Below are 24,029 nucleotides of genomic sequence, written 5' to 3'. Positions count from 1 at the left end.
CCGCACGTTTTCGGGCACGCGCATAAAAAAGAGAGGCCGGGATGTACATCTATCGCTTGGTCCTGCTTCTGGTCGTGGGGATCTACCTGTTTTCTCCCGCCATCATGGATTGGTGGATCGACGCTACGGGCGCCTGGTATCGCCCTTATCTGCTCTGGCTGATCCTGATTGTCGTGACCTTCATCCTGCAGAGCCAAAAAGATGCCGATGAGCTTTAGCCTGACCCAGATGCTGCTGATCAGCGCCGCCTACTTGGCCGCGCTGTTCGGCGTGGCGTGGATCAGTGAACGAGGCATGATCCCGCGGGCGATCATTCGCCATCCGTTGACCTACACCCTGTCGCTGGGGGTCTACGCCAGTGCGTGGGCGTTCTACGGCACGGTGGGGCTGGCCTATCAGTACGGCTACGGTTTTCTGTCCAGTTATCTCGGGGTATCCGGCGCGTTTCTGCTGGCGCCGGTGCTGCTGTATCCGATCCTCAAGATCACCCGCACTTACCAACTGTCGTCGCTGGCGGACCTGTTCGCCTTCCGCTTTCGCAGCACCTGGGCCGGTGCGCTGACCACGATATTCATGCTGATCGGCGTATTGCCGTTGCTGGCGTTGCAGATCCAGGCCGTGGCCGACTCCATCGGCATCCTTACTGGCGAGCCGGTACAGAACCGCGTGGCCCTGGCGTTTTGTGCGCTGATCATTCTGTTCACGATTTTCTTCGGCTCCCGGCACATCGCCACCCGTGAAAAACACGAAGGACTGGTGTTCGCGATTGCTTTCGAATCGGTGATCAAACTGGTGGCCCTTGGCGGCGTCGGCCTCTACGCGCTGTACGGCGTATTCGACGGCCCGCAACAGCTTGAACTGTGGCTGTTGCAGAACCAGACCGCCCTCGCCGCCCTGCACACGCCATTGCAGGAAGGCCCGTGGCGCACGTTGCTGTTGGTGTTTTTCGCCTCGGCGATCGTGATGCCGCACATGTATCACATGACCTTCACCGAAAACCTCAACCCGCGCTCGCTGGTCAGCGCGAGCTGGGGCCTGCCGCTGTTCCTGCTGTTGATGAGCCTGGCCGTGCCGCTGATTCTCTGGGCCGGCCTGAAACTCGGTGCCACCACCAATCCGGAATACTTCACCCTCGGCATCGGCATCGCCGCCAACAGCAAGTCGCTGGCGCTGCTGGCGTATGTCGGCGGTCTGTCGGCGGCCAGCGGCCTGATCATCGTCACCACGCTGGCCCTGTCGGGCATGGCCCTGAACCATCTGGTGCTGCCGCTCTACCAGCCGCCGGCCGAAGGCAATATCTATCGCTGGTTGAAATGGACCCGCCGGGCACTGATCGTCGCGATCATCATGGCAGGCTTCTGCTTTTATCTGATGCTCGGCGCCGAGCAGGATCTGGCCAACCTCGGCATCGTCGCCTTCGTCGCGACCCTGCAATTCCTGCCGGGTGTGCTGTCGGTGCTGTACTGGCCGACCGCCAATCGCCGCGGTTTCATCGCCGGTCTGCTGGCGGGGATTGTGGTGTGGGTCGTGACCATGCTGTTGCCGCTGGTCGGCAATCTGCAGGGTTTCTATATTCCGCTGCTGAACATGATCTACGTGCTGGATGACACCAGTTGGCACATGGCGGCCATCGCCTCGCTAGCGGCCAACGTACTGATGTTCACGCTGATTTCGTTGTTCACCAATGCCAGCCCGGAAGAGGCCAGCGCTGCCGAAGCCTGCGCGGTGGACAACGTACGTCGCCCGCAACGCCGCGAATTGCACGCAGCCTCCCCGCAGGAATTCGCCACGCAACTGGCCAAGCCGCTGGGCGCCAAGGCTGCGCAGAAAGAAGTCGAGCAGGCCCTGCGCGACCTTTATCTGCCCTTCGACGAGCGCCGCCCTTACGCCCTGCGCCGCCTGCGTGACCGGATCGAAGCCAACCTCTCTGGCCTGATGGGGCCGAGCGTCGCCCAAGACATGGTGGAAACCTTCCTGCCGTACAAGGCCGGCGGCGAAAATTACGTCACCGAAGACATCCACTTCATCGAAAGCCGCCTCGAGGATTACCACTCGCGCCTGACCGGTCTGGCCGCCGAACTCGACGCCCTGCGCCGTTACCACCGCCAGACCCTGCAGGAACTGCCGATGGGCGTCTGCTCGCTGGCCAAGGATCAGGAGATCCTGATGTGGAACAAGGCCATGGAAGAACTGACCGGAATTGCCGCGCAACGGGTGGTCGGCTCGCGCCTGAGCACCATCGCCAATCCGTGGAAAGATCTGCTGCAAGGCTTCATCCACCTGCCCGACGAACACTTGCACAAACAGCACCTGGCCCTCGACGGCCAGACCCGCTGGCTGAACCTGCACAAAGCAGCCATCGACGAGCCTCTCGCGCCGGGCAACAGCGGCCTGGTGCTGCTGGTGGAAGACCTGACCGAAACCCAGATGCTCGAAGACAAACTGGTGCATTCCGAGCGCCTGGCCAGCATCGGCCGACTCGCGGCGGGTGTTGCTCACGAAATCGGCAACCCGATCACCGGTATCGCCTGCCTCGCGCAAAACCTGCGGGAAGAACGCGAAGAGGATGGTGAGCTGACGGAAATCAGCGGCCAGATCCTCGAACAGACCAAACGTGTGTCACGCATCGTCCAGTCGTTGATGAGTTTCGCCCACGCCGGCAGCCATCAGCACAGCGACGAGCCCGTTTGTCTGGCAGAGGTGGCCCAGGACGCCATCGGCCTGCTGGCCCTGAACCGGCGCAATTTCGAAGTCCAGTTCTACAACCTGTGCGATCCCGATCACTGGGTCGAAGGCGATCCGCAGCGGCTCGCCCAGGTGCTGATCAATCTGCTCTCCAACGCCCGTGACGCCTCGCCTGCCGGCAGTGCGGTGCGGGTCAAGAGCGAAGCCGGCGAACACACGGTCGATCTGATCGTCGAAGACGAAGGCAGCGGTATTCCTTCGAGCATCATGGACCGATTGTTCGAACCCTTCTTCACCACCAAGGATCCTGGCGAAGGCACCGGTCTGGGCCTTGCACTGGTCTATTCCATCGTTGAAGAGCATTATGGACAAATCACCATCGACAGCCCGGCTGATGTTCAGAGCCAGCGCGGCACCCGTATCCGGGTGACATTGCCGCGCCATGTCGAAGCGACGTCCGCTGTGAACTGAGACCGTCGAGAGTATCGAATCAATGCCGCACATTTTGATCGTCGAAGACGAAACCATTATCCGCTCCGCCTTGCGCCGCCTGCTGGAACGCAACCAGTACCAGGTCAGCGAAGCCGGTTCAGTGCAGGAAGCACAAGAACGCTTCAGTATTCCCACATTCGATCTGATCGTCAGCGACCTGCGACTGCCGGGCGCTCCGGGCACCGAGCTGATCAAGCTCGGCCAGGGCACGCCGGTGCTGATCATGACCAGCTACGCCAGCCTGCGCTCGGCGGTCGACTCGATGAAGATGGGCGCGGTGGACTACATCGCCAAGCCTTTCGACCACGATGAAATGCTTCAGGCTGTCGCGCGGATCCTGCGCGATCGCCAGTCGGCGCCTGCTGCCGGCGAAGCGGCTCCCGCCAAATCGGCCAATGGCAGCGGCAAATCCGCCATCGACAACAGCAACGGCGAAATCGGCATCATCGGCTCGTGTCCGCCGATGCAGGATCTTTACGGCAAGATCCGTAAAGTTGCGCCGACCGATTCCAACGTGCTGATCCAGGGTGAGTCCGGCACCGGTAAAGAGCTGGTGGCCCGCGCCCTGCACAACCTGTCGAAACGCGCCAAGGCGCCGATGATCTCGGTGAACTGCGCAGCCATCCCGGAAAGCCTGATCGAGTCCGAACTGTTCGGCCACGAGAAAGGTGCGTTCACTGGCGCCAGCGCAGGTCGCGCGGGGCTGGTGGAAGCGGCGGACGGCGGCACGCTGTTTCTCGACGAGATCGGCGAATTGCCACTGGAAGCTCAGGCTCGTTTACTGCGCGTCTTGCAGGAAGGCGAAATTCGCCGGGTGGGCTCAGTCCAGTCGCAGAAGGTCGATGTCCGGTTGATCGCCGCGACCCACCGGGACCTCAAGAGCCTGGCGAAAATCGGCCAGTTCCGTGAGGACTTGTACTACCGCCTCCACGTGATCGCGCTGAAACTCCCAGCCCTGCGCGAGCGCGGTGCCGACGTCAACGAAATCGCCAATGCGTTCCTCGCTCGCCAGAGCGCGCGCATCAACCGCACCGACCTGAAATTTGCCGCCGATGCCGAACAGGCGATCCGGCACTATTCCTGGCCGGGTAACGTGCGGGAGTTGGAAAACGCCGTCGAGCGCGCGGTGATTCTGAGCGAAAGCCCGGAAATCTCGGCCGACCTGCTGGGTATCGACATTGAGCTGGGCGATCTGGAGGACGACGAATTCATCGGCCTGCCGGCGCAAACGGCCGGTAACGCCAGCAACAGCAGCCACGAACCGACCGAAGACCTGTCACTGGAAGACTACTTCCAGCATTTCGTGCTCGAGCATCAGGACCACATGACCGAGACCGAACTGGCGCGCAAACTGGGCGTCAGCCGCAAATGCCTGTGGGAGCGCCGTCAACGTCTGGGCATTCCACGGCGCAAGACCGGGGTCGCCAGCGAGAGCTGAACGTTACCTGTCGAGTGTGCGGGTTACCGTTGAAGATGTGAAAAAACTGTTACCTCAGTCTTTTCACGTAACAGAAGCCGGGGTTATCGGTAACGAAACCCCGGCTTTTTTTCGCCCTGCGAAAACGGTTATATCGACCTAACCCCTTGTTTTATTGGGGCTTGCAAAAGTTGGCACGGCACCTGCTATATGTTTGGTACAAGAACAATAACAAGCAATGCACAAGACAATAAAAATAAGACGAATCGACTCACGCACAACAAAAACAAGACGGCGAGAGGCGCAGCTAACTGATTCTTTTGGAGAGGCGTTGTATTTGGGGCTAGCCCCACGACCAGGCCGAGAACAACAAAAAACTGTCTTAAGACAGAGCCTGTACTGGTTGGATCGCAAGATCACTGCAACACAGCGACCAAAGCAATCCGTTTGCTCTTGGCTCCCGATTGGGAGGGTCATGAAGGAAAAGCTTCATGGCGAGGGCACTCAACAAAAACAAGAAGCCCGAATCAATAATAAAAAGAGCACGCAACTACTTCTTGGGGAGCTTCGGCTCCCCTTGTAGTTTCTCCCTTACGGCAAATCTCTCCTCCACCGCGCCCCCACCCCCCTCTAGCCTGCGGCTTGCAGCGCAAAACGGCAGCGTCCTACACCATCCCTCGACTAAATGCTAGAATCCCGGCCCATCATGCGGTCATTCTCTGGTATGGCCGAACATTCCTTCAAACAGTGCATCCCATGCTGAAGAAGCTGTTCCAGTCATTCCGAACTCCCCTGCGTCGTACGCAACACATCCGTAGCACGCCTGAAGTCCTCAACAGCGGCCAACACTCGCTGCAGAAGGCGCAATTCAGCCGTTACGCGGTCAACATCGTCGAACGTCTGCAAGGCGCCGGTTACCAGGCTTATCTGGTCGGCGGTTGCGTGCGCGACATGCTGCTGGGCATCACGCCCAAAGACTTCGACGTCGCCACCAGCGCCACCCCCGAGCAGGTTCGCGCCGAATTCCGCAATGCGCGGATCATCGGTCGCCGCTTCAAGCTGGTACACATCCATTTCGGTCGCGAAATCATTGAAGTCGCGACCTTCCGCGCCAACCACCCACAAAACGAAGACGACGAAGACAGCAACCAGTCCTCGCGCAACGAGAGCGGGCGCATTCTGCGCGACAACGTCTATGGCACTCTGGAAGAAGACGCGCAACGCCGCGACTTCACCATCAACGCCCTGTATTACGATCCGGTCAGTGAGCGCATCCTCGATTACGCCAATGGCGTGCACGACATCCGCAACCACCTGATCCGTCTGATCGGCGACCCGAAGCAGCGTTACCAGGAAGACCCGGTGCGGATGCTGCGGGCCGTGCGCTTCGCTGCCAAGCTCAATTTCGGTATCGAAAAGCACACCGTCCAGCCGATCCGCGAACTGGCGCCAATGCTGCGCGAGATACCGTCGGCCCGCCTGTTCGAGGAAGTGCTCAAGCTGTTCCTCTCCGGCCACGGTGCCATCACTTTCGAAATGCTGGTCGACCTGCAACTGTTCGCGCCATTGTTCCCGGCCAGTGCCGATGCGCTGGAACACAACCCGGAATATACCCACACGCTGATCAGCGAAGCACTGACCAACACCGACCTGCGGATCAAGCAGAACAAACCGGTGACCCCGGCGTTCCTGTTCGCCGCCCTGCTGTGGCCGGCCCTGCCGGCCCGCGTGTTGCGTCTGCAAGAGCGCGGCATGCCGCCGATTCCGGCCATGCAGGAAGGCGCTCACGAACTGATCGCCGAACAGTGTCAGCGCATTGCGATTCCAAAACGTTTCACCATGCCGATCCGCGAGATCTGGGACATGCAGGAACGCCTGCCACGCCGCAGCGGCAAACGCGCCGACCTGCTGCTGGACAACCCGCGCTTCCGAGCCGGCTACGACTTCCTGTTGCTGCGTGAAAGCGCCGGCGAGCAGACCGATGGCCTGGGCGAATGGTGGACCGATTATCAGGACGCCAACGACAGCGAACGTCGCGACATGATCCGTGACCTCAGCGGCAAGGGTGATGACAGTGGCGCACCGCGCAAGCGTCGCCGCAGCAGCGGTTCCAAGCGCAAACGCGCCGGCGCACCGAGCGCTACGGGCGAATAAGGCATGGAACGCATCTACATCGGCATGGGCAGCAACCTGGCTGACCCGGCCGAACAACTGCGCAGCGCGGTCGACGCGCTGGGGCAATTGCCCGAGACCGAACTGGTCGGCGTATCTGCCTTCTACCAAAGCGACTCGCTGCTGCCGGGCCAACCGCGTTACACCAACGCGGTTGCCGCACTCGACAGCGCGCTCGCCCCGCTTGATCTGCTCGATGCCTTGCAGGCGATCGAAAACGATCAGGGCCGCGAACGCCTGGAGCGCTGGGGCCCGCGCACGCTGGATCTGGACATTCTGCTGTTCGGAGATCGCCTGATCGACGAGCCACGCCTGAAAGTCCCGCATTACCACATGCAGGAACGCGCGTTCGTTCTCTATCCCTTGGCCGAACTGGCTCCCGAAGATCTGCGTCTGGCCGATGGCCGTACCCTTGCCGAACTTCTCGCAGCCTGCCCGTTCGTCGGCCTCGAACGCATGACCTCAAACTGATACCCAACCCTGTGGGAGCGAGCTTGCTCGCGAAGGCAATCTGACCGTCAATATCTGCATTGGCTGACTGACCGCTTTCGCGAGCAAGCTCGCTCCCACAGGGGTTCTTGTAGGACAAAAAACCCGCAGATCAGGCCCGCCGGCCCGCTGAATCGCATCAGTAACGCCGGTAACACTCCCCTCGTAACAATGCGGTAACACATGCAATTGACTTCCTGAGGCCTCATCACGACTATAGGCGTCCCGCTGCCGCCAACCCGGCATACAAGGGCGCAATCCAGGCCTTATAAGCACGACAAAAGAGCGTGCGCCTGAATAGATGACGAATCACGCGCGTTACTCGCAGTAGTTTCCAAAGCGCCTGAACGAGGATTTCTTACATGCCAGCCATCACCCTGACCACGCTCCAGAGCCTCAAGCAGAAAGGTGAAAAGATCACCATGCTGACCTGCTATGACGCGACCTTCGCCCACGCCTGCAACGAGGCCGGTGTCGAAGTGCTGCTGGTGGGCGACTCCCTCGGCATGGTCCTGCAGGGTCACGACAGCACCCTGCCGGTGACCACCGCAGAAATGGCCTACCACGTTGCCAGCGTCAAACGCGGCAACTCTGATGCCCTGATCCTGGCCGACCTGCCGTTCATGGCCAACGCCACCCTCGAACAAACCATGACCAACAGCGCCCTGCTGATGCAGGCTGGCGCGCACATGGTCAAGGTCGAAGGCGCCTTGTGGCTGGCGGACTCGATCCGCCTGCTGGCCGAGCGCGGCGTGCCGGTCTGCGCCCACATGGGCCTGACCCCGCAAGCAGTGAACATTCTCGGTGGCTATAAAGTGCAGGGTCGCAACGAGAACCAGGCACGCCAGATGCGCGCCGACGCGATCTCCCTGGAGCAGGCCGGCGCGGCCATGCTGCTGCTCGAATGCGTGCCGAGCGAACTGGCGGCTGAAATCACCCAAGCGGTGAAGATTCCGGTGATCGGCATTGGCGCCGGCAGCGACACCGACGGCCAAGTGCTGGTACTGCACGACATGCTCGGCCTGTCGATCAGCGGCCGTGTGCCAAAATTCGTGAAGAACTTCATGCAGGGTCAGGACAGCATCCAGTCCGCGCTGAAGGCTTACGTCAGTGAAGTCAAAGCCACCACTTTCCCCGGGATCGAACACGGATTCTCTGCATGAACACCGTCAAAACCGTACGTGAACTGCGCGCCGCCGTGGCGCGTGCCCGCAGTGAAGGCAAGCGCATCGGCTTCGTGCCGACCATGGGCAACCTGCACAGCGGCCACATTGCCCTGATCACCAAAGCCACTCAGCGCGTGGACTTTGTGGTCGCGAGCATTTTCGTCAACCCGCTGCAGTTCGGCGCCGGCGAAGACCTCGACAAGTACCCGCGCACCCTGGCGGCGGATCAGGAAAAACTGCTGGAAGCCGGGTGCGATCTGCTGTTCGCCCCGACCGTCGAAGAAATGTACCCCGACGGCATGGCCGGGCAGACCCGGGTCAGCGTGCCGCAACTGTCCGAAGGTCTGTGCGGCGCCAGCCGTCCGGGGCACTTCGAAGGCGTGGCGACGGTGGTCAGCAAGCTGTTCAACATGGTCCAGCCGGACCTGGCGATCTTCGGCCAGAAAGACTTCCAGCAACTGGCGGTGATCCGCGCGCTGGTGCACGACCTGAACATGCCGATCCAGATCATCGGCGAGCCGACCGTACGCGCCGCCGACGGCCTGGCGTTGTCGTCGCGCAACGGTTTCCTCAGTGAAGAACAGCGCGCCGTGGCGCCGGTGGTCTATCGCACCCTGAGCAGCATTGCCGAATCGATCAAGCAGGGCGAGCGCGACTTCCCTGCCCTGATCCAGGTGCAACGCCAGCAACTGGAAGCCGCCGGCCTGCGTCCGGACTATCTGGAAATCCGCCACGCCGTGACCCTGCGTCCTGCAACGGCAGACGATCGTGATCTGGTGATTCTGGTCGCGGCATTCCTTGGCACCACCCGGTTGATCGACAACCTGCACCTGAATCTCGACACCCCCTCCTGAACATCGACAAATGCTGTGGGTGCCTACCGGCTCCCACAGCATTTGTACCCGCCTCCAGACCGTATTGCTGAGCACCTGCCCATCGGGCAAACTGCCGCCGTTCGACTCCACGCGATAAGCAGGGAATTGCTCGCATTACCCGCCGTTTGTCGGCCCCGTCTGTTATCAATGTTAAAAAAGTACCGAAAACAGGTCAGACAAAGCCAAGACAGATCGCGGCGCTGGGTTTACTGTATTCGCCCTGCGCCAAAGTAATCGTGTCGACGCAGTTGCCCCCTCGCCCAAACATGGCGGGGAGGTCTCTTCAGAGTTCAAAAGGCCGTTCAAGTAAAAAGGAAAACCGCAGCGATGGCGTACTACCGCACTCCTCATGACGTTACCGCTCTGCCTGCCTGGCAAGCGTTGAAAGATCACCGCCAAGCCATGCAGGATTTCAGCATGCGCGAAGCCTTCAACGCCGATCCGCAGCGCTTCAATCAGTTCACCCTCAGCAGCTGCGGACTGTTTCTCGACTATTCGAAGAATCTGATCAACGCCGAGACCCGCAACCTGCTGGTGGGTCTGGCCAATGAAGTCGATCTCAAGGGCGCGATCAAGGCCCTGTTCGACGGCGAAATCGTCAACTCCTCCGAGGGCCGCCCGGCGCTGCACACCGCCCTGCGTCGCCCGGTCGGCGACAAGCTGTCGGTCAACGGCGTCAACGTGATGCCTGAAGTACACAAGGTGCTGAACCAGATCACCGATCTCGTGGGCCGCATCCACGACGGTCTGTGGCGCGGTTACACCGAGAAGCCGATCACTGACGTGGTGAACATCGGCATCGGTGGCTCGTTCCTCGGCCCCGAGCTGGTCTCCGAAGCCCTGCTGTCCTACGCCCAGAAAGGCGTGCGTTGCCATTATCTGGCGAACATCGACGGCAGCGAATTCCACGAGCTGACGCAAAAACTGCGCGCCGAGACCACGCTGTTCATCGTTTCCTCGAAGTCGTTCAACACCCTCGAAACCCTGAAAAACGCTCAGGCCGCACGCGCCTGGTACCTGGCCCAGGGTGGTTCGGAAGCCGAGCTGTATCGCCACTTCATCGCCGTATCGAGCAACAACGCGGCAGCCGTGGCCTTCGGTATCCGCGAAGAAAACATCTTCCCGATGTGGGACTGGGTCGGAGGTCGTTACTCGCTGTGGTCGGCCATCGGCTTGCCAATCGCGCTGGCCATCGGCATGTCCAACTTCAAGGAACTGCTGTCCGGTGCCTACACCATGGACCAGCATTTCCAGAGCGCGCCATTCGAACAGAACATGCCGGTGCTGCTGGCCCTGCTCGGCGTGTGGTACGGCAACTTCTGGGGCGCGCAAAGCCACGCGATCCTGCCGTACGACCACTATCTGCGTAACATCACCAAGCACTTGCAACAGCTGGACATGGAATCCAACGGCAAGAGCGTGCGTCAGGACGGCACCGCAGTGTCGACCGACACTGGCCCGGTGATCTGGGGCGGCGTCGGCTGCAACGGTCAGCACGCTTACCACCAGTTGCTGCATCAAGGCACCCAATTGATCCCGGCCGACTTTATCGTGCCGATCGTCAGCTTCAACCCGGTCTCGGACCACCATCAGTGGCTGTACGCCAACTGCCTGTCGCAGAGCCAGGCGCTGATGCTCGGCAAGACCCTGCCGGAAGCAGAAGCGGAACTGCGCGACAAGGGCATGAGCGAAGACCAGGTGCAGAAACTCGCACCGCACAAGGTGATCCCGGGCAACCGTCCGAGCAACACCCTGGTGGTCGAGCGCATCAGCCCGCGTCGTCTCGGCGCACTGGTGGCGATGTACGAACACAAAGTCTTCGTGCAAAGCGTGGTCTGGGGCATCAACGCCTTCGACCAGTGGGGCGTGGAACTGGGCAAGGAACTGGGCAAGGGCGTCTACAACCGCCTGGTCGGCAGCGAAGAAACCGCCGCTGAAGACGCGTCCACCCAAGGCCTGATCAACTACTTCCGCGGCCGTCACCGCGGCTGATTTGATCGCGCTGTAGTAACCCTGTGGGAGCGAGCTTGCTCGCGATTTCGGTTATTCATTCAACATCAACGTTGACTGAAACTCCGCTATCGCGAGCAAGCTCGCTCCCACAGTTGTTTTGCGCGTGACTTGAACCTGTTGACCTCTCGGCGCATCTTTATCCTTGTCGCACAACAAGAATAAGGAACCGTCATGTTCGATATCAGCACGTTCCCTAAAGCCGATGCCGTCCGCCGGGCTGCACAGTTGAGTCAGGACGACTACCAGCGCCTGTACCGCGAATCCATTGAACACCCCAGCACCTTCTGGGCCGAACAGGCCACCCGCTTCCTCGACTGGAGCACCCCGTGGCAAACCGTCCAGCGCTATGACCTGAAGACCGGCGAAGCCGCCTGGTTTGCCGGTGGCAAGCTGAACGTCAGCTACAACTGCATCGACCGCCATCTGGAAACGCGCGGCGATCAGACCGCCATCCTCTGGGAAGGCGACGACCCTGCCGAATCGACACAAATCACCTACAGCAAACTCCATCACCACGTCTGCCGCCTGGCCAACGTGCTGAAAAGCCGTGGCGTGAAGAAAGGCGACCGGGTGTGCATTTACATGCCGATGATCCCCGAAGCCGCTTACGCGATGCTGGCCTGCGCACGGATCGGCGCGATTCATTCGGTGGTGTTTGGCGGTTTCTCCCCGGACTCCTTGCGCGACCGCATTCTCGACGCCGACTGCCGCACCGTGATCACCGCCGACGAAGGCGTGCGCGGTGGCAAGTTCGTGCCGCTGAAACAGAACGTCGACAAGGCCCTGCAGAGCTGCCCGAATGTCAGCACCGTCGTGGTGGTCGAGCGCACCCAAAACAAAGTTGACTGGGTCGAAGGACGCGACCTCTGGTATCACCAGGCCGTGCGTGATGTCAGCGACGATTGCCCGCCGGAACCGATGGACGCCGAAGACCCGCTGTTCATCCTCTACACCTCCGGCAGCACCGGCAAACCCAAGGGCGTGCTGCACACCACCGGCGGCTACCTGTTGCAAGCGGCGATGACCTTCAAGTACGTGCTCGACTACCGTGACGGCGAAGTGTTCTGGTGCACCGCCGACGTCGGCTGGGTCACCGGCCACAGTTACATCGTCTACGGCCCGCTGGCCAATGGCGCGACCACCCTGATCTTCGAAGGTGTACCGAGCTACCCGAGCACTTCGCGGTTCTGGCAGGTGATCGACAAACACAAGGTCAACATCTTCTACACCGCCCCCACCGCCCTGCGCGCACTGATGCGTGAAGGCGCCGGGCCCTTGCAGGAAACGTCGCGACAAAGCCTCAGATTGCTCGGCAGTGTCGGTGAGCCGATCAACCCGGAAGCGTGGGAATGGTATTTCAACGTCGTAGGTGAACAACGCTGCCCGATCGTCGATACGTGGTGGCAGACCGAAACCGGCGGCATCATGCTCAGCCCGCTGGTCAGCGCCCAGCGGATCAAACCGGGCTGCGCCACCCAGCCGATGTTCGGCGTGCAACCGGTGCTGCTCGATGAGCACGGCAAGGAAATCAAAGGCGCCGGCAGTGGCGTGCTGGCGATCAAGTCGAGCTGGCCGGCGCAGATCCGTAGCGTCTACGGCGATCCGCAACGCATGGTCGACACCTACTTCAAGCCCTACCCCGGTTACTACTTCACCGGCGACGGCGCCCGTCGTGACGAGGACGGCGATTACTGGATCACCGGGCGCATCGACGACGTGATCAATGTCTCCGGCCATCGCATCGGCACCGCCGAGGTGGAGAGCGCGCTGGTGCTGCACGACAGCATCGCCGAGGCCGCCGTGGTCGGTTACCCCCACGACGTCAAAGGCCAGGGGATTTACGCGTTCGTCACACCAATGAACGGCACCGAGCCCGACGATGAACTGAAGAAAGAACTGCTGGCCCACGTCAGCAAGGAAATCGGCAGCTTCGCCAAACCGGACCTGATCCAGTGGGCCCCGGCCCTGCCGAAGACCCGCTCGGGCAAAATCATGCGGCGGATCCTGCGCAAGATCGCCTGCAACGAACTCGACAGCCTGGGCGATACCTCGACGCTGGCGGATCCGAGCGTGGTGCAGGGCTTGATCGATAAACGCCTGAACCAGTAAGGGTGCAAAAGCATCGCGAGCAAGCTCGCTCCCACCAGGACTTATGATCGTCTGTGGGAGCGAGCCTGCTCGCGATGGGAACCCCTCGATTGCCTGCCAAACTGCTAAACTCCCGCGCCCCGATTCCCTCCAGCAAGGCGCCCGCATGTCTTCCTTGAACCTGGCGCTGCGCGCCGCCCTCGACCAACGCCAGGATCTGCTCGCCGAGCTGCACCGCCAGGGCACCGACTGCTATCGGCTGTTCCACGGCAGCCAGGAAGGCGCCGGCGGCCTGACCATCGACCGCTACGGCCCGCAACTGATGGTGCAAAGCTTCCACCAGACCCTGGCGCGCGAAGACCTGCTGCAACTGCACGCCATGGTCAACCAGACTCTTGGTCTGGAAACCCTGCTGGTCTACAACGACCGCTCCCGTGGCAACTCGCGGATCGACCGTGAAGACAGCGTCTACCGCGCCGACGACGCGGCGCTGGCCGATCTGGTTGGCCACGAATGGGGCCTGAATTATCGTGTGCGTGGGCGCCATGCCGGGCAGGATCCGCTGCTGTTCCTCGACCTGCGCAACACCCGCGGCTGGGTCAAGGATCACGCCAAGGGCAAAAGCGTGCTCAACCTGTTTGCCTACACCTGCGGCGTCGGTCTCAGCGCAGCGGCCGGCGGGGCTCGCGAAGTGTGCAACCTGGATTTCGCCGAGGGCAATCTGGCGGTCGGCCGTGAGAACGGTCAGCTCAACCCGCAACTGCCGACCATGGAATTCATCCAGTCCGACTACTTCCCGGCGATCCGCCAACTGGCCGGTCTGCCGATCAGCCAGCGTCGCGGGCAGAAACTGCCGAGCTATCAACGCCTCGAACAGCGCCAGTACGATCTGGTGCTGCTCGACCCGCCCGCGTGGGCCAAGAGCGCGTTCGGCACCGTCGACCTGCTGCGCGATTATCAAAGCCTGCTCAAGCCTGCCCTGCTGACCACCGCCGAGAATGGCGTGCTGATCTGCTGCAACAACCTGGCGAAAGTCAGCATGGACGACTGGCGCGAGCAGGTGCTGCGCTGCGCCGAAAAAGCCGGGCGACCGGTGCGAGAATGGAGCGTGATGACCCCGGGTCGGGACTTCCCGTCGCTGGATCAGCAGCCACCGCTGAAGACCCTGATCCTCCAGCTTTAAAAGCAATGCAGGAAATTTCCCACGGAAAAATCTGAACAATCCTGAGCATGGGCATTTGCTTCGGAACCGGAATCGCGTGCCATACTCCAAGGCACTCCGATTCAGACAGATGAAGCCGCACATGCCCAAAGGATTGATTCGCGCGATTGGCGCCCTGTTGACTGCCCTGGCCCTCTACAGCCTGCTGGGGTTCCTGATTTTACCGGGCATTGCGCTCAGGGTGGTGAATCAGCAACTGGCCAACTACGCCACGGTGCCGGCGCACCTGCAGCGCATCGAGCTCAACCCGTTCAGCCTTGAACTTACGCTGTGGGGCCTGGTGATCGGCGAGCCGGGCAAGGAACAGGTCGGCTTCGAACGGTTGTACGCCAACCTGCAACTCGACAGCCTGTGGACCAAAGCCCTGCATCTGTCCGACATCGAACTGGAAAAATCCAGGACCGAGATCCTGTTCGCCAAGGATGGCCAGCTCAATCTTCTCGGTCTGTTCAAGCTCCCGGCCAGCGAGCCAACCCCGGCCGATCCCGACGCCAAACCGTTTCCGCTGCGCATCGACCGGATCCAGCTGGCCGGCGGCAACCTGCATTTTGTGGATGCGCGGCCCAGCGAGCCGATCGAATTTCTCTACGACAAGCTCGATTTCGAGCTGAAAAACCTCAGCACCCTGCCTGAAGACAATGCCGACATGACCCTCGTCGCGATCGGCCCGGCCGGTGGGCAGATCGACTGGAAAGGCAACTTCAGCCTGGTCCCGATCGCCTCTGAAGGCACCCTCAAGATCACCGACGGCAAGATGAAAGCCTTCTGGCCCTACGTGCGCGACGCCGTGCCACTGGTGCTGGAAGAGGGTGTCGTCAGCCTGAGCACCGACTACAAGCTCAACCTCTCCAAGGAAACCGAACTGCTGCTGAGCAACGTCGCGGTCAACATCGCGCCGTTCGCCATCAAGGCGCCGGACGGGCGTCAACTGGCGAAACTCGAGCGCCTCGACGTCAGCGACACCACCGTGGATCTGGCCAAACAGCAAGTGGTGGTCGGCAAGATCCGCAGCCAGAAACTGGAAACCTGGGCGGCGCTGGAAGCGGACGGCCAACTGGACTGGCAGAAACTGTTCGCCAGCCAGCCATCGAAACCTGCCGCCAAAGCGGCTGCGGAACCGAAAAGCACTCCGGCCGCTGCCGACTCGCCGAAACCCGAGCCGACTGCGCCGAGCAAGCCGTGGCAAGTGCTGGTCAAGGACGTGCAACTGCGTGACTACAAAGTGCATCTGGCCGACCGCTCGGCGAAGCCGGAGGTCACTCTGGATGTCACCCCGCTGAACGTCGATCTGCAGAATTTCGACAGCCTCAACGGCTCGCCTTTCAACCTCAAACTCGACACTGGCCTGGGCAAGCAAGGCAAGATCAGCGCCGACGGCGTGGTCAATCTGGCCCCGGTCACCGCGCAGCTCAACGTGAAAACCCAGGACATCGACCTGCGGGTCGCGCAGTCCTACATCAACCCGTTCATTCGCCTCGAACTGCGCAGCGGCATGCTCGGCAGCGACCTGAAAGTGAACCTGAAAAGCACCGACCCGCTGGCCCTCAGCGTCACCGGTCGCGCTCAGGTCGATCAGTTGCACACCCTCGACACCTTGAAAACCCGCGACTTCCTCAAGTGGCAGCAAGTGGTGGTCGAAGGCCTGAACTATCAGCACGGCGACAGCCTGTCGATCGACAGGATCAACCTGTTCCAGCCGTATGCACGGTTCATGATCAACGATGACCGCACCACCAACATCGACGACCTGCTGATCCCGCAGCCAGCCGATTCCGGGGCGAAGACCGCTGCGGCGAAACCGGCGAGCAATGACAAACCGCTGGGTATTCACATCGGTGGCATCGCGATCAATGACGGCTCGGCCAACTTCGCCGACTTCAGCCTGACCCCGAACTTTGCCACCGCAATCCAGCAGCTCAACGGCCAGATCGGCACCATCGACAGCCGTCAGGCGAAACCGGCCAGCGTCGACGTCAAGGGCAAGGTCGACCGCTATGCGCCGGTAACCATCAAGGGCGCGGTCAATCCGTTCGACCCGATGGCCAGCCTCGACATCGCCACCAGTTTCAAACGGGTCGAGCTGACCACCCTGACCCCTTACTCCGGCAAGTTCGCCGGCTACCGGATTCGCAAGGGCCGGCTCAACCTCGACCTGCATTACCTGATCACCAAGGGCCAGCTCAAGGCCGAGAACAAAGTGGTGGTCGAGCAGCTGCAACTGGGTGAGAAAGTCGACAGCCCGGATGCCGTGAGCCTGCCGCTGAAACTGGCGATCGCCCTGCTCAAGGACGTGGACGGCAAGATCTCCATCGAACTGCCGGTGACCGGTGACCTGAACAACCCGCAATTCAGCGTGATGCCGATTGTCTGGCAGACCCTGCGCAACCTGATCGTCAAGGCCGCCGCCGCGCCATTCAAGCTGATTGGCGGTCTGGTCAGCGGTGGTGGTTCCGAAGACCTCGGCACCGTGTCCTTCGCACCGGGTTCCAGCGACCTGAGCAAAGACGCCGAAGCGGCGCTGGTGAAACTGTCGCAAGCGCTGAAGGAGCGTCCGGCCCTGCGCCTGGAAATCGAAGGCACCGCTGCAAAAAGCAGTGACGGCCCGTTGCTCGCCGAACAGCGCCTGGAACGTGAATACCAGTACAACTACTACAAGATGCTCCAGCGCCGGGGCGACAAGGTGCCGGCGCAGGCTTCGCTGATCCAGGTTCCGGATAACGAAAAAGGCCCGCTGCTCGAAGGCATCTACCGCACCCGCCTGAAAACCCAGCCACCGGCCGAATGGAAGGATCTGGGCAAGGAAGAACGCACCGCGAAAATGCGCGCCGATGTGATCAAGTTCTGGAGTTCCAGCGACGTGCTGCTGCGCCAGCTCGGTCAGGATCGTGCCAGCAGCATCAAGGACTATTTGGTGGACAAGGGCCAACTGGCCGACGATCGCGTGTACTTCATCGACGCCAACCTCGGTGAAGCGGAGAGCGATGGTCGGGTAGTGACGCAAATGCATCTGGATGCCGAGTGATGAACCGCAAATGGCTGACGGCATTGGGGCTGGCGTTGATCGCCAGCCAGGCTACGGCGTCGGATACCCTGCGCTGCGGCAGCCAACTGGTGAGCCTTGGCGACCGCGCCAGCGAGGTGTTGCAGAAATGCGGTGAGCCGGTCAGTCGCGATCTGCTCGGTTACAAGCGCAGCGCCAACCGTCGTGAAGAGTTTCAGGTCGAAGAGTGGACCTACGGCCCGAGCAACGGCATGTATCAATACCTGCGCTTTGAAGGCAATCGCCTGAAGCAGATCAACAGCAAACGCGGCAACTGACCTCCACGCTTTTTCCTCCTCTGAAATAGAACAGGCCCCGACACATGTGCCGGGGCCTGTAATGGCCACAATCCGTGTGGCCGTTCGCATGAACTCTAAAGTGCGGCAGACGTATTGCTCGGCCCGCCTGTCGCGTCTTCTCCCGGTCCAGGCGAGAAGTCTTGCCTTACTCGGCTTTCAGGCCGTCAGCGGAGACCGCTTTCACGCCTTTGATTTTCTTGGTGATGTTCACGGCGGTGGTTTTCTGAGCCTCGGTGATCGCTACGTCAGAGGACAGGGAAACCACACCTTTGTTGGTTTCGACTTTGATGTCGGTGCCAGGAATGCCTTTTTCGGTTACCAGGTCGCTTTTGACTTTGGTAGTGATCCAGGTATCGGAAGTAGCTTCTTTAGCCTTGGTGACTTCACCGGCCGCCAGGGTCATTGGCGCCTGAGTGGTCTGAGTCGATTGAGCAAATGCACCGGATGCCATGGTCAGGGTCAGCGCGGTAGCAGCAGCGGCAGTGATAGCGAACTTCTTCATACGAGTAACTCCTGTTTTTCTGGAAAGTCTGCTGGTTGTCTTGTCAGCAGGGTTACCGAGGTAGTTGCGAACACTGTGCCAACTTTTTCGAATTAAAAATATTCTTTAAATTCAACAAGTTAACCGAAAAAGAAATTTCCGAAATCATGCAATTTGCATGACATGGCCAATACTTACATGCAAGTTGCGGCTTTTCAGAAAGTTCCTAACACCCTGAAATTATTGAAGCTTTTGTGAAGTCTCGCGCCATAAAAAATGCCCCGCATTGCGGGGCATTTTTGTAGCCCATCGATAAATCAGGTACCGCTCGCAGTACAGCCTTTTGGCGAATAATCCGGCGCCACCGTTGTGGCACATGTCCATACACCTGCCCCCGTACCGGAAGAGCGGGTAAGCGTGATGGTTTTGTCCAGTACCGGACCCGGAGCGTTTTTGATCGTGCAAACAATTGAACCGGCGCCCGACGAAGCGGTGCCCGAAGCCGTAACAGAACAATTGGAGGTTGTAACCGTTGCACTGCCCGCCACATTAGTCAGCGTAGGATCAGTGCCTTGGTTAATCACATCCTCGAACGGCACTTTCATTGCCGAGATCTCGGCCAGCCCCGCCGTCACCTTCGACCGCGCCTGATATTTGGAATACTGCGGCAGCGCCACAGTAGCGAGAATACCGATGATCGCCACCACGATCAGCAGCTCGATCAGAGTGAAACCTTGTTGTTTATTCATAGACACGCTCCATGCATGAGTCGGAATCTCATGATCTGAAATGGACTCAGCACAGCCCGTGCCAAGCGCTTTCAGCCCCGGCCAGCTGGGCGTGACCCGGACGTCGTGCCGATTCCTACAACCCGTAACCGCACTATCTGACACTTTTTGTCACCTGCACCCCGCGTGTTTGGCGCTGTCACTTGACTAGGCTATAAGTCATGAACGGCAAGCACGTGGAAACCCCATGAACGACATCGCTCTGAGCGGTCTGGCCAAACAACTGGTCCAGGCCGAATTGCTCACGGAAAAGAGTGCCCAGCAAGCCTGGCAACAGGCGCAGCGCAATCGCGTATCGCTGGTCAGTTACCTGGTGCAGAACAAACTGGTGAAGAGCTGGCAGGTCGCCGAGATTGCCTCGGAGCATTTCGGCATGGCATTTATGGACCTCAACTGCCTCGACAAGGAAACCCAGCCCAAAGGGCTGGTCAGCGAAAAACTGGTGCGCCAGCACCACGCCCTTCCCCTTTGGCGGCGCGGCAACAAGCTGTTCGTGGGGATTTCCGACCCGAGCAATCATCAGGCGATCAACGACATTCAGTTCAGCACCGGGCTGAGCACCGAAGCCATTCTGGTCGAGGACGACAAGCTCACCGACGCCATCGAAAAATTCTTCGACACCCACGCCACCGGCCTGGAGGAAATGGCCGATGTCGACCTCGACGGGCTGGACATCGAGTCGGTCGACGACAGCAAGCAGGATACGCTCGGCGGGATCGATGCCGACGATGCCCCGGTGGTGCGCTTCGTACACAAGATGCTGCTGGACGCGATCAAGAGCGGCTCGTCCGACCTGCACTTCGAGCCTTACGAAAAGAACTACCGGGTGCGGGTGCGCACTGACGGAATACTGCGTGAAGTGGCGAAGCCGCCGATTCAGCTCGCCGGGCGTATTGCCGCGCGGCTGAAGGTCATGGCCAGCCTCGACATTTCAGAACGACGCAAACCTCAGGACGGGCGGATCAAGATGCGTCTGTCGAAAAGCAAGTCGATCGATTTCCGGGTCAACACCCTGCCCACCCTCTGGGGCGAAAAAGTGGTGATTCGAATCCTCGACCCGTCCAGCGCCCAGATCGGCATCGATGCCCTCGGCTACGAGCCGGAGCAGAAAGACCTGTACATGGCCGCCCTCAAACAGCCCCAGGGCATGATTCTGGTGACAGGTCCCACCGGCTCGGGCAAGACCGTCTCGCTGTACACCGGGCTGAATATCCTCAATACCGTCGACATCAATATCTCCACCGCCGAAGACCCGGTGGAGATCAACATGGAAGGCATCAACCAGGTCAACGTCAATCCGCGCCAAGGGATGGACTTTGCCCAGGCCCTGCGCTCGTTCCTGCGTCAAGACCCGGACGTGATCATGGTCGGCGAGATCCGCGATCTCGAAACCGCCGAAATTGCGATCAAGGCCGCCCAGACCGGGCACCTTGTATTGTCCACCCTGCACACCAACAGCGCGGCGGAAACCCTCACTCGCCTGCACAACATGGGCATTCCCGGCTTCAACATCGCGACCTCGGTGAGCCTGATCATTGCCCAGCGGCTGGCGCGAAAACTCTGCAGCCATTGCAAGAAACCCATCGAGATCCCCCGCGAGACACTGATCAAGGAAGGCTTCCCCGAGGAACGCGTCGGCAATTTCACGATCTATGAGCCCTCCGGTTGCGATCACTGCAACGGCGGGTACAAGGGTCGCGTGGGAATTTATGAAGTGGTGAAGAACACCCCCGAGCTACAACACCTGATCATGGCCGAGGGCAACTCGCTGGAAATCGATACCCAGATGCGCCGGGACGGCTTCAACGACCTGCGCACCTCGGGCCTGATCAAGGCCATGCAAGGCATCACCAGCCTTGAAGAAATCAACCGGGTCACCAAGGACTGAACATGGCGGTCAAGGCAGCGAAAATCAGCGTCTACGCCTGGGAAGGCACGGACCGCAAAGGCAGCAAGGTGACCGGCGAGCTGAGCGGCCAGAACCCCGCGCTGGTCAAGGCCCAATTGCGCAAGCAGGGCATCAACCCCGGCAAGGTACGCAAAAAAACCGCCTCGCTGCTGAGCTTCGGCAAGCGGATCAAAGCTCAGGACATTGCCCTGTTCACCCGGCAGATGGCGACCATGATGAAGGCCGGTGTGCCGCTGTTGCAGTCGTTCGACATCATCGGCGAAGGCTTCGAAAACCCGGCCATGCGCAAACTGGTCGACGAGGTGAAACAGGAGGTCGCCGCCGGTAACAGTTTCGCCGCCGCGCTGCGCAAGAAGCCGCAATATTTCGACGAGCTGTACTGCAACCTGGTGGATGCCGGCGAGCAGTCCGGCGCCCTGGACACATTGCTGGAGCGGGTCGCGACCTACAAGGAAAAGAGTGAAAGCCTCAAGGCCAAGATCAAGAAGGCCATGACCTACCCGACCGCCGTCGTGCTGGTGGCGGCGGTGGTCACCGGGATTCTGCTGGTCAAGGTAGTGCCGCAGTTCCAGTCGGTGTTCTCCGGCTTCGGTGCCGAACTGCCGGCCTTCACCTTGATGGTCATCAGCCTGTCCGAGTTCATGCAGCAATGGTGGTGGGCGATTCTCGGTGCGCTGGTGGCTGCGTTTTTCGGCACCCGCCATGCCCTGAAAAAATCCCAGGCCCTGCGCGACCGGCGCGACGCCTGGTTTCTCAAGCTGCCGCTGGTGGGCACATTGATGTACAAGTCCGCCGTGGCAAGGTTTGCCCGGACCTTATCCACCACCTTCGCAGCCGGCGTGCCGCTGGTGGAAGCGCTGGATTCGGTGGCCGGTGCCACCGGCAACGTGGTGTTCAAGCGCGCCGTGCTGCGTATCCGCCAGGACGTTTCCACCGGCATGCAGCTGAATTTCTCGATGCGCTCCACCGGCATCTTTCCGAACATGGCGGTGCAGATGACCGCCATCGGCGAAGAGTCCGGCGCGCTGGACGATATGCTCGACAAGGTCGCGGGGTTCTATGAGGACGAGGTGGACAACATGGTCGACAATCTCACCAGCCTGATGGAGCCGTTCATCATGGTGGTGCTCGGGGTGATCGTCGGCGGTCTGGTGGTGGCGATGTACCTGCCGATCTTCCAACTCGGCTCAGCGATCTGACATGCCTATCGACGAACTCTTCAGCCTGTATCCGCTGGCCTTTATCTTCACCGCCCTGTTGCTGGGGCTGGTGGTCGGCAGTTTCCTCAACGTGTTGATCTGGCGCCTGCCGAAAATGCTCGAGCGTGAATGGCGTCAGCAGGCTCACGATGTTTTGGGACTGCCCGGTGAATCGCCGTTGCCTACCTACAACCTGATGCTGCCGCACTCGCAATGCCCGCACTGTGGCCACCGGATCCGCGCGTGGGAAAACATCCCGGTGTTGAGTTACGTGTTCCTGCGCGGGCGCTGCTCAAGTTGCAGCGCCCCGATCAGCAAGCGCTACCCGCTCACCGAACTGGCCTGCGGCCTGCTCTCGGCATTCATTGCCTGGCACTTGGGTTTCGGCTGGCCGGCGTGCCTGCTGATCGTGCTGACCTGGGGCCTGTTGGCCATGAGCCTGATCGACACCGAGCATCAGTTACTGCCCGACGTGCTGGTGCTGCCGCTGCTGTGGCTGGGGTTGATCGTCAACAGCTTCGAGCTGTTCGTGCCGCTGCACGACGCCCTGTGGGGCGCGGTGCTGGGCTATATGGCGCTGTGGTCGGTTTTCTGGCTGTTCAAGCTGATCACCGGCAAGGACGGCATCGGTCACGGCGATTTCAAGCTGCTGGCGCTGCTCGGGGCTTGGGGCGGCTGGCAGATTCTGCCGCTGACCATCCTGCTGTCTTCGCTGGTGGGCGCCGTGCTCGGGGTGATTTTGCTCAAGCTGCGCGACCAGAAAACCTCGACGCCGATTCCCTTCGGCCCGTATCTGGCAATTGCCGGCTGGATTGCCTTGCTCTGGGGTGGTCAAATAACCGGCTTCTATTGGCAGTTTGTCGGTTTGAAATGAATACCCCTGTGGAAAAACCCTGGATTCTCGGCCTGACCGGCGGCATCGGCAGCGGTAAAAGTGCCGCCGCCCAGCACTTCATCGATCTTGGCATCCACGTGGTGGACGCCGATCACGCGGCGCGCTGGGTGGTCGAACCTGGCCGTCCGGCGCTGGCGAAGATCGCCGAACACTTCGGCCCCGGTGTGTTGCAGGCCGACGGCACGCTGGATCGTGCAGCCCTGCGCAAATTGATCTTCGAGGTGCCGGAGCAACGGCGCTGGCTCGAAGCCTTGTTGCATCCGTTGATCGCCGAAGAAATCGCCCATCACCTGGCGCTGGCAAAATCGCCTTATGCGATTCTGGTTTCGCCGCTGCTGATTGAATCCGGGCAATACGCGATGACCCAGCGAATTCTGGTAATCGACGCCCCGCAACAACTGCAGATCGAACGCACCTTGCAGCGTGACCAGACCAGCGAACAGCAGGTCCAGGCGATCCTCAAGGCCCAGTCCAGCCGCGAAGACCGCGTCAGCCGTGCCGACGACGTGGTGGTCAACGACCGCGACCTCGCCTGGCTGCACAGCGAGGTCGAGCGCCTGCATCACTTTTACCTGACTTTATCCGGAGGCCAATCATGAGCCAGACCCCAACCGTCAACTGCCCGACCTGTGGCGCGCCCGTGGAATTCACCCCGGAAAACAAATACCGCCCGTTCTGCTCGGACCGCTGCAAACTGATCGACCTCGGCGCCTGGGCGTCGGAAGAGCACAAGATTCCGGTGGCCCCGGATGCCGAGGACGAACTGTTTTCCGGCGATTTCGACCCACGTCACTGATCC

The 24,029-nt window shown here is 60.7% G+C and carries 19 protein-coding genes; 17 read left to right on the top strand and 2 right to left on the bottom strand.

Features of this window, described 5'->3' with window-relative positions:
* The first annotated feature begins 41 nt into the window (after window positions 1-41).
* The 12 genes from CAF63_RS28645 to CAF63_RS24745 all read left to right on the top strand — a co-directional run bounded on the left by CAF63_RS28645 (window position 42) and on the right by CAF63_RS24745 (window position 17,937).
* Window positions 42-218 (top strand): hypothetical protein, encoded by a 177-nt coding sequence (locus tag CAF63_RS28645; RefSeq protein WP_003176118.1) that lies wholly within the window; start codon window positions 42-44, stop codon window positions 216-218.
* The gene (locus CAF63_RS24800; protein ID WP_166742304.1) at window positions 202-3,156 is read left to right on the top strand and encodes a sensor histidine kinase; all 2,955 of its coding nucleotides are present in this window, start codon (window positions 202-204) and stop codon (window positions 3,154-3,156) included. Before CAF63_RS28645 ends, CAF63_RS24800 begins: the two co-directional genes overlap by 17 nt.
* A 22-nt stretch (window positions 3,157-3,178) precedes the next feature.
* Window positions 3,179-4,615 carry a sigma-54 dependent transcriptional regulator gene (locus CAF63_RS24795; RefSeq protein ID WP_085689794.1) on the top strand — a complete coding sequence of 479 codons (1,437 nt, stop codon included), beginning with the start codon at window positions 3,179-3,181 and terminating at the stop codon, window positions 4,613-4,615.
* 735 nt (window positions 4,616-5,350) lie between these two features.
* Window positions 5,351-6,748: a polynucleotide adenylyltransferase PcnB gene (locus tag CAF63_RS24785; RefSeq protein ID WP_085689789.1), complete on the top strand. Its 1,398-nt coding sequence runs from the start codon at window positions 5,351-5,353 to the stop codon at window positions 6,746-6,748.
* 3 nt (window positions 6,749-6,751) lie between these two features.
* Window positions 6,752-7,237, top strand: coding sequence for a 2-amino-4-hydroxy-6-hydroxymethyldihydropteridine diphosphokinase (gene folK / locus CAF63_RS24780; RefSeq protein WP_085689787.1), 486 nt, complete (start codon window positions 6,752-6,754; stop codon window positions 7,235-7,237).
* A 380-nt stretch (window positions 7,238-7,617) separates the two neighbouring features.
* The gene (gene panB, locus CAF63_RS24775; protein ID WP_011335970.1) at window positions 7,618-8,418 is read left to right on the top strand and encodes a 3-methyl-2-oxobutanoate hydroxymethyltransferase; all 801 of its coding nucleotides are present in this window, start codon (window positions 7,618-7,620) and stop codon (window positions 8,416-8,418) included.
* Complete coding sequence (gene panC, locus CAF63_RS24770) at window positions 8,415-9,275, top strand: pantoate--beta-alanine ligase (RefSeq protein ID WP_085689785.1); 861 nt, start codon at window positions 8,415-8,417, stop codon at window positions 9,273-9,275. The genes panB and panC overlap by 4 nt, the downstream gene beginning before the upstream one ends.
* 348 nt (window positions 9,276-9,623) lie before the next feature.
* Window positions 9,624-11,288: a glucose-6-phosphate isomerase gene (gene pgi / locus CAF63_RS24765; protein ID WP_085612637.1), complete on the top strand. Its 1,665-nt coding sequence runs from the start codon at window positions 9,624-9,626 to the stop codon at window positions 11,286-11,288.
* A gap of 192 nt (window positions 11,289-11,480) precedes the next feature.
* Entirely contained in the window at window positions 11,481-13,418 is a 1,938-nt protein-coding gene (gene acs / locus CAF63_RS24760; protein WP_085689783.1) for an acetate--CoA ligase, read from the top strand.
* A gap of 145 nt (window positions 13,419-13,563) precedes the next feature.
* On the top strand, window positions 13,564-14,580 hold the full coding sequence (locus tag CAF63_RS24755; RefSeq protein WP_085689781.1) for a class I SAM-dependent rRNA methyltransferase: 1,017 nt from the start codon (window positions 13,564-13,566) through the stop codon (window positions 14,578-14,580).
* A 109-nt stretch (window positions 14,581-14,689) separates the two neighbouring features.
* Window positions 14,690-17,641, top strand: coding sequence for a DUF748 domain-containing protein (locus tag CAF63_RS24750; RefSeq protein ID WP_085689779.1), 2,952 nt, complete (start codon window positions 14,690-14,692; stop codon window positions 17,639-17,641).
* A complete protein-coding gene (locus CAF63_RS24745) occupies window positions 17,641-17,937 on the top strand; it encodes a DUF2845 domain-containing protein (protein ID WP_085689777.1) in 297 nt (98 codons plus the stop codon). The genes CAF63_RS24750 and CAF63_RS24745 overlap by 1 nt, the downstream gene beginning before the upstream one ends.
* Window positions 17,938-18,103: 166 nt before the next feature.
* Here the strand turns inward: CAF63_RS24745 and CAF63_RS24740 are convergent, their stop codons facing one another.
* Window positions 18,104-18,460 carry a BON domain-containing protein gene (locus tag CAF63_RS24740; protein ID WP_011335977.1) on the bottom strand — a complete coding sequence of 119 codons (357 nt, stop codon included), beginning with the start codon at window positions 18,458-18,460 and terminating at the stop codon, window positions 18,104-18,106.
* Between the two features lie 296 nt (window positions 18,461-18,756).
* Window positions 18,757-19,188 carry a pilin gene (locus tag CAF63_RS24735; protein ID WP_039771655.1) on the bottom strand — a complete coding sequence of 144 codons (432 nt, stop codon included), beginning with the start codon at window positions 19,186-19,188 and terminating at the stop codon, window positions 18,757-18,759.
* Between the two features lie 226 nt (window positions 19,189-19,414).
* On the opposite strand from CAF63_RS24735, the gene pilB reads away from it, so the two are divergent.
* The 5 genes from pilB to yacG are packed head-to-tail and all read left to right on the top strand — an operon-like array spanning window position 19,415 to window position 24,026.
* Window positions 19,415-21,115 carry a type IV-A pilus assembly ATPase PilB gene (gene pilB, locus CAF63_RS24730; RefSeq protein WP_085689775.1) on the top strand — a complete coding sequence of 567 codons (1,701 nt, stop codon included), beginning with the start codon at window positions 19,415-19,417 and terminating at the stop codon, window positions 21,113-21,115.
* 2 nt (window positions 21,116-21,117) lie between these two features.
* Window positions 21,118-22,335: a type II secretion system F family protein gene (locus CAF63_RS24725; protein ID WP_085689773.1), complete on the top strand. Its 1,218-nt coding sequence runs from the start codon at window positions 21,118-21,120 to the stop codon at window positions 22,333-22,335.
* A gap of 1 nt (window position 22,336) precedes the next feature.
* Window positions 22,337-23,209, top strand: a complete 873-nt coding sequence (locus CAF63_RS24720; protein WP_085689771.1) for an A24 family peptidase — start codon at window positions 22,337-22,339, stop codon at window positions 23,207-23,209.
* Entirely contained in the window at window positions 23,206-23,829 is a 624-nt protein-coding gene (coaE, locus tag CAF63_RS24715; protein ID WP_085689769.1) for a dephospho-CoA kinase, read from the top strand. Before CAF63_RS24720 ends, coaE begins: the two co-directional genes overlap by 4 nt.
* Window positions 23,826-24,026, top strand: coding sequence for a DNA gyrase inhibitor YacG (gene yacG, locus CAF63_RS24710; protein ID WP_011335983.1), 201 nt, complete (start codon window positions 23,826-23,828; stop codon window positions 24,024-24,026). The genes coaE and yacG overlap by 4 nt, the downstream gene beginning before the upstream one ends.
* The last annotated feature ends 3 nt before the right edge of the window (window positions 24,027-24,029 follow it).

Origin of the sequence: Pseudomonas sp. B20(2017), assembly GCF_002113125.1 — a bacterium.
Classification (GTDB): domain Bacteria; phylum Pseudomonadota; class Gammaproteobacteria; order Pseudomonadales; family Pseudomonadaceae; genus Aquipseudomonas.
Note: the sequence above shows the minus strand (reverse complement) of the source record. Positions and strands in the feature narration are given on the sequence as shown.

What these genes read in the sequence shown, in the direction of transcription:
- CAF63_RS28645 (WP_003176118.1), top strand. Translation starts at nt 42, where the DNA reads ATGTACATCTATCGCTTGGTCCTGCTTCTGGTCGTGGGGATCTACCTG.
- CAF63_RS24800 (WP_166742304.1), top strand. Translation starts at nt 202, where the DNA reads ATGCCGATGAGCTTTAGCCTGACCCAGATGCTGCTGATCAGCGCCGCC.
- CAF63_RS24795 (WP_085689794.1), top strand. Translation starts at nt 3,179, where the DNA reads ATGCCGCACATTTTGATCGTCGAAGACGAAACCATTATCCGCTCCGCC.
- CAF63_RS24785 (WP_085689789.1), top strand. Translation starts at nt 5,351, where the DNA reads ATGCTGAAGAAGCTGTTCCAGTCATTCCGAACTCCCCTGCGTCGTACG.
- folK (WP_085689787.1), top strand. Translation starts at nt 6,752, where the DNA reads ATGGAACGCATCTACATCGGCATGGGCAGCAACCTGGCTGACCCGGCC.
- panB (WP_011335970.1), top strand. Translation starts at nt 7,618, where the DNA reads ATGCCAGCCATCACCCTGACCACGCTCCAGAGCCTCAAGCAGAAAGGT.
- panC (WP_085689785.1), top strand. Translation starts at nt 8,415, where the DNA reads ATGAACACCGTCAAAACCGTACGTGAACTGCGCGCCGCCGTGGCGCGT.
- pgi (WP_085612637.1), top strand. Translation starts at nt 9,624, where the DNA reads ATGGCGTACTACCGCACTCCTCATGACGTTACCGCTCTGCCTGCCTGG.
- acs (WP_085689783.1), top strand. Translation starts at nt 11,481, where the DNA reads ATGTTCGATATCAGCACGTTCCCTAAAGCCGATGCCGTCCGCCGGGCT.
- CAF63_RS24755 (WP_085689781.1), top strand. Translation starts at nt 13,564, where the DNA reads ATGTCTTCCTTGAACCTGGCGCTGCGCGCCGCCCTCGACCAACGCCAG.
- CAF63_RS24750 (WP_085689779.1), top strand. Translation starts at nt 14,690, where the DNA reads ATGAAGCCGCACATGCCCAAAGGATTGATTCGCGCGATTGGCGCCCTG.
- CAF63_RS24745 (WP_085689777.1), top strand. Translation starts at nt 17,641, where the DNA reads ATGAACCGCAAATGGCTGACGGCATTGGGGCTGGCGTTGATCGCCAGC.
- CAF63_RS24740 (WP_011335977.1), bottom strand. Translation starts at nt 18,460, where the DNA reads ATGAAGAAGTTCGCTATCACTGCCGCTGCTGCTACCGCGCTGACCCTG.
- CAF63_RS24735 (WP_039771655.1), bottom strand. Translation starts at nt 19,188, where the DNA reads ATGAATAAACAACAAGGTTTCACTCTGATCGAGCTGCTGATCGTGGTG.
- pilB (WP_085689775.1), top strand. Translation starts at nt 19,415, where the DNA reads ATGAACGACATCGCTCTGAGCGGTCTGGCCAAACAACTGGTCCAGGCC.
- CAF63_RS24725 (WP_085689773.1), top strand. Translation starts at nt 21,118, where the DNA reads ATGGCGGTCAAGGCAGCGAAAATCAGCGTCTACGCCTGGGAAGGCACG.
- CAF63_RS24720 (WP_085689771.1), top strand. Translation starts at nt 22,337, where the DNA reads ATGCCTATCGACGAACTCTTCAGCCTGTATCCGCTGGCCTTTATCTTC.
- coaE (WP_085689769.1), top strand. Translation starts at nt 23,206, where the DNA reads ATGAATACCCCTGTGGAAAAACCCTGGATTCTCGGCCTGACCGGCGGC.
- yacG (WP_011335983.1), top strand. Translation starts at nt 23,826, where the DNA reads ATGAGCCAGACCCCAACCGTCAACTGCCCGACCTGTGGCGCGCCCGTG.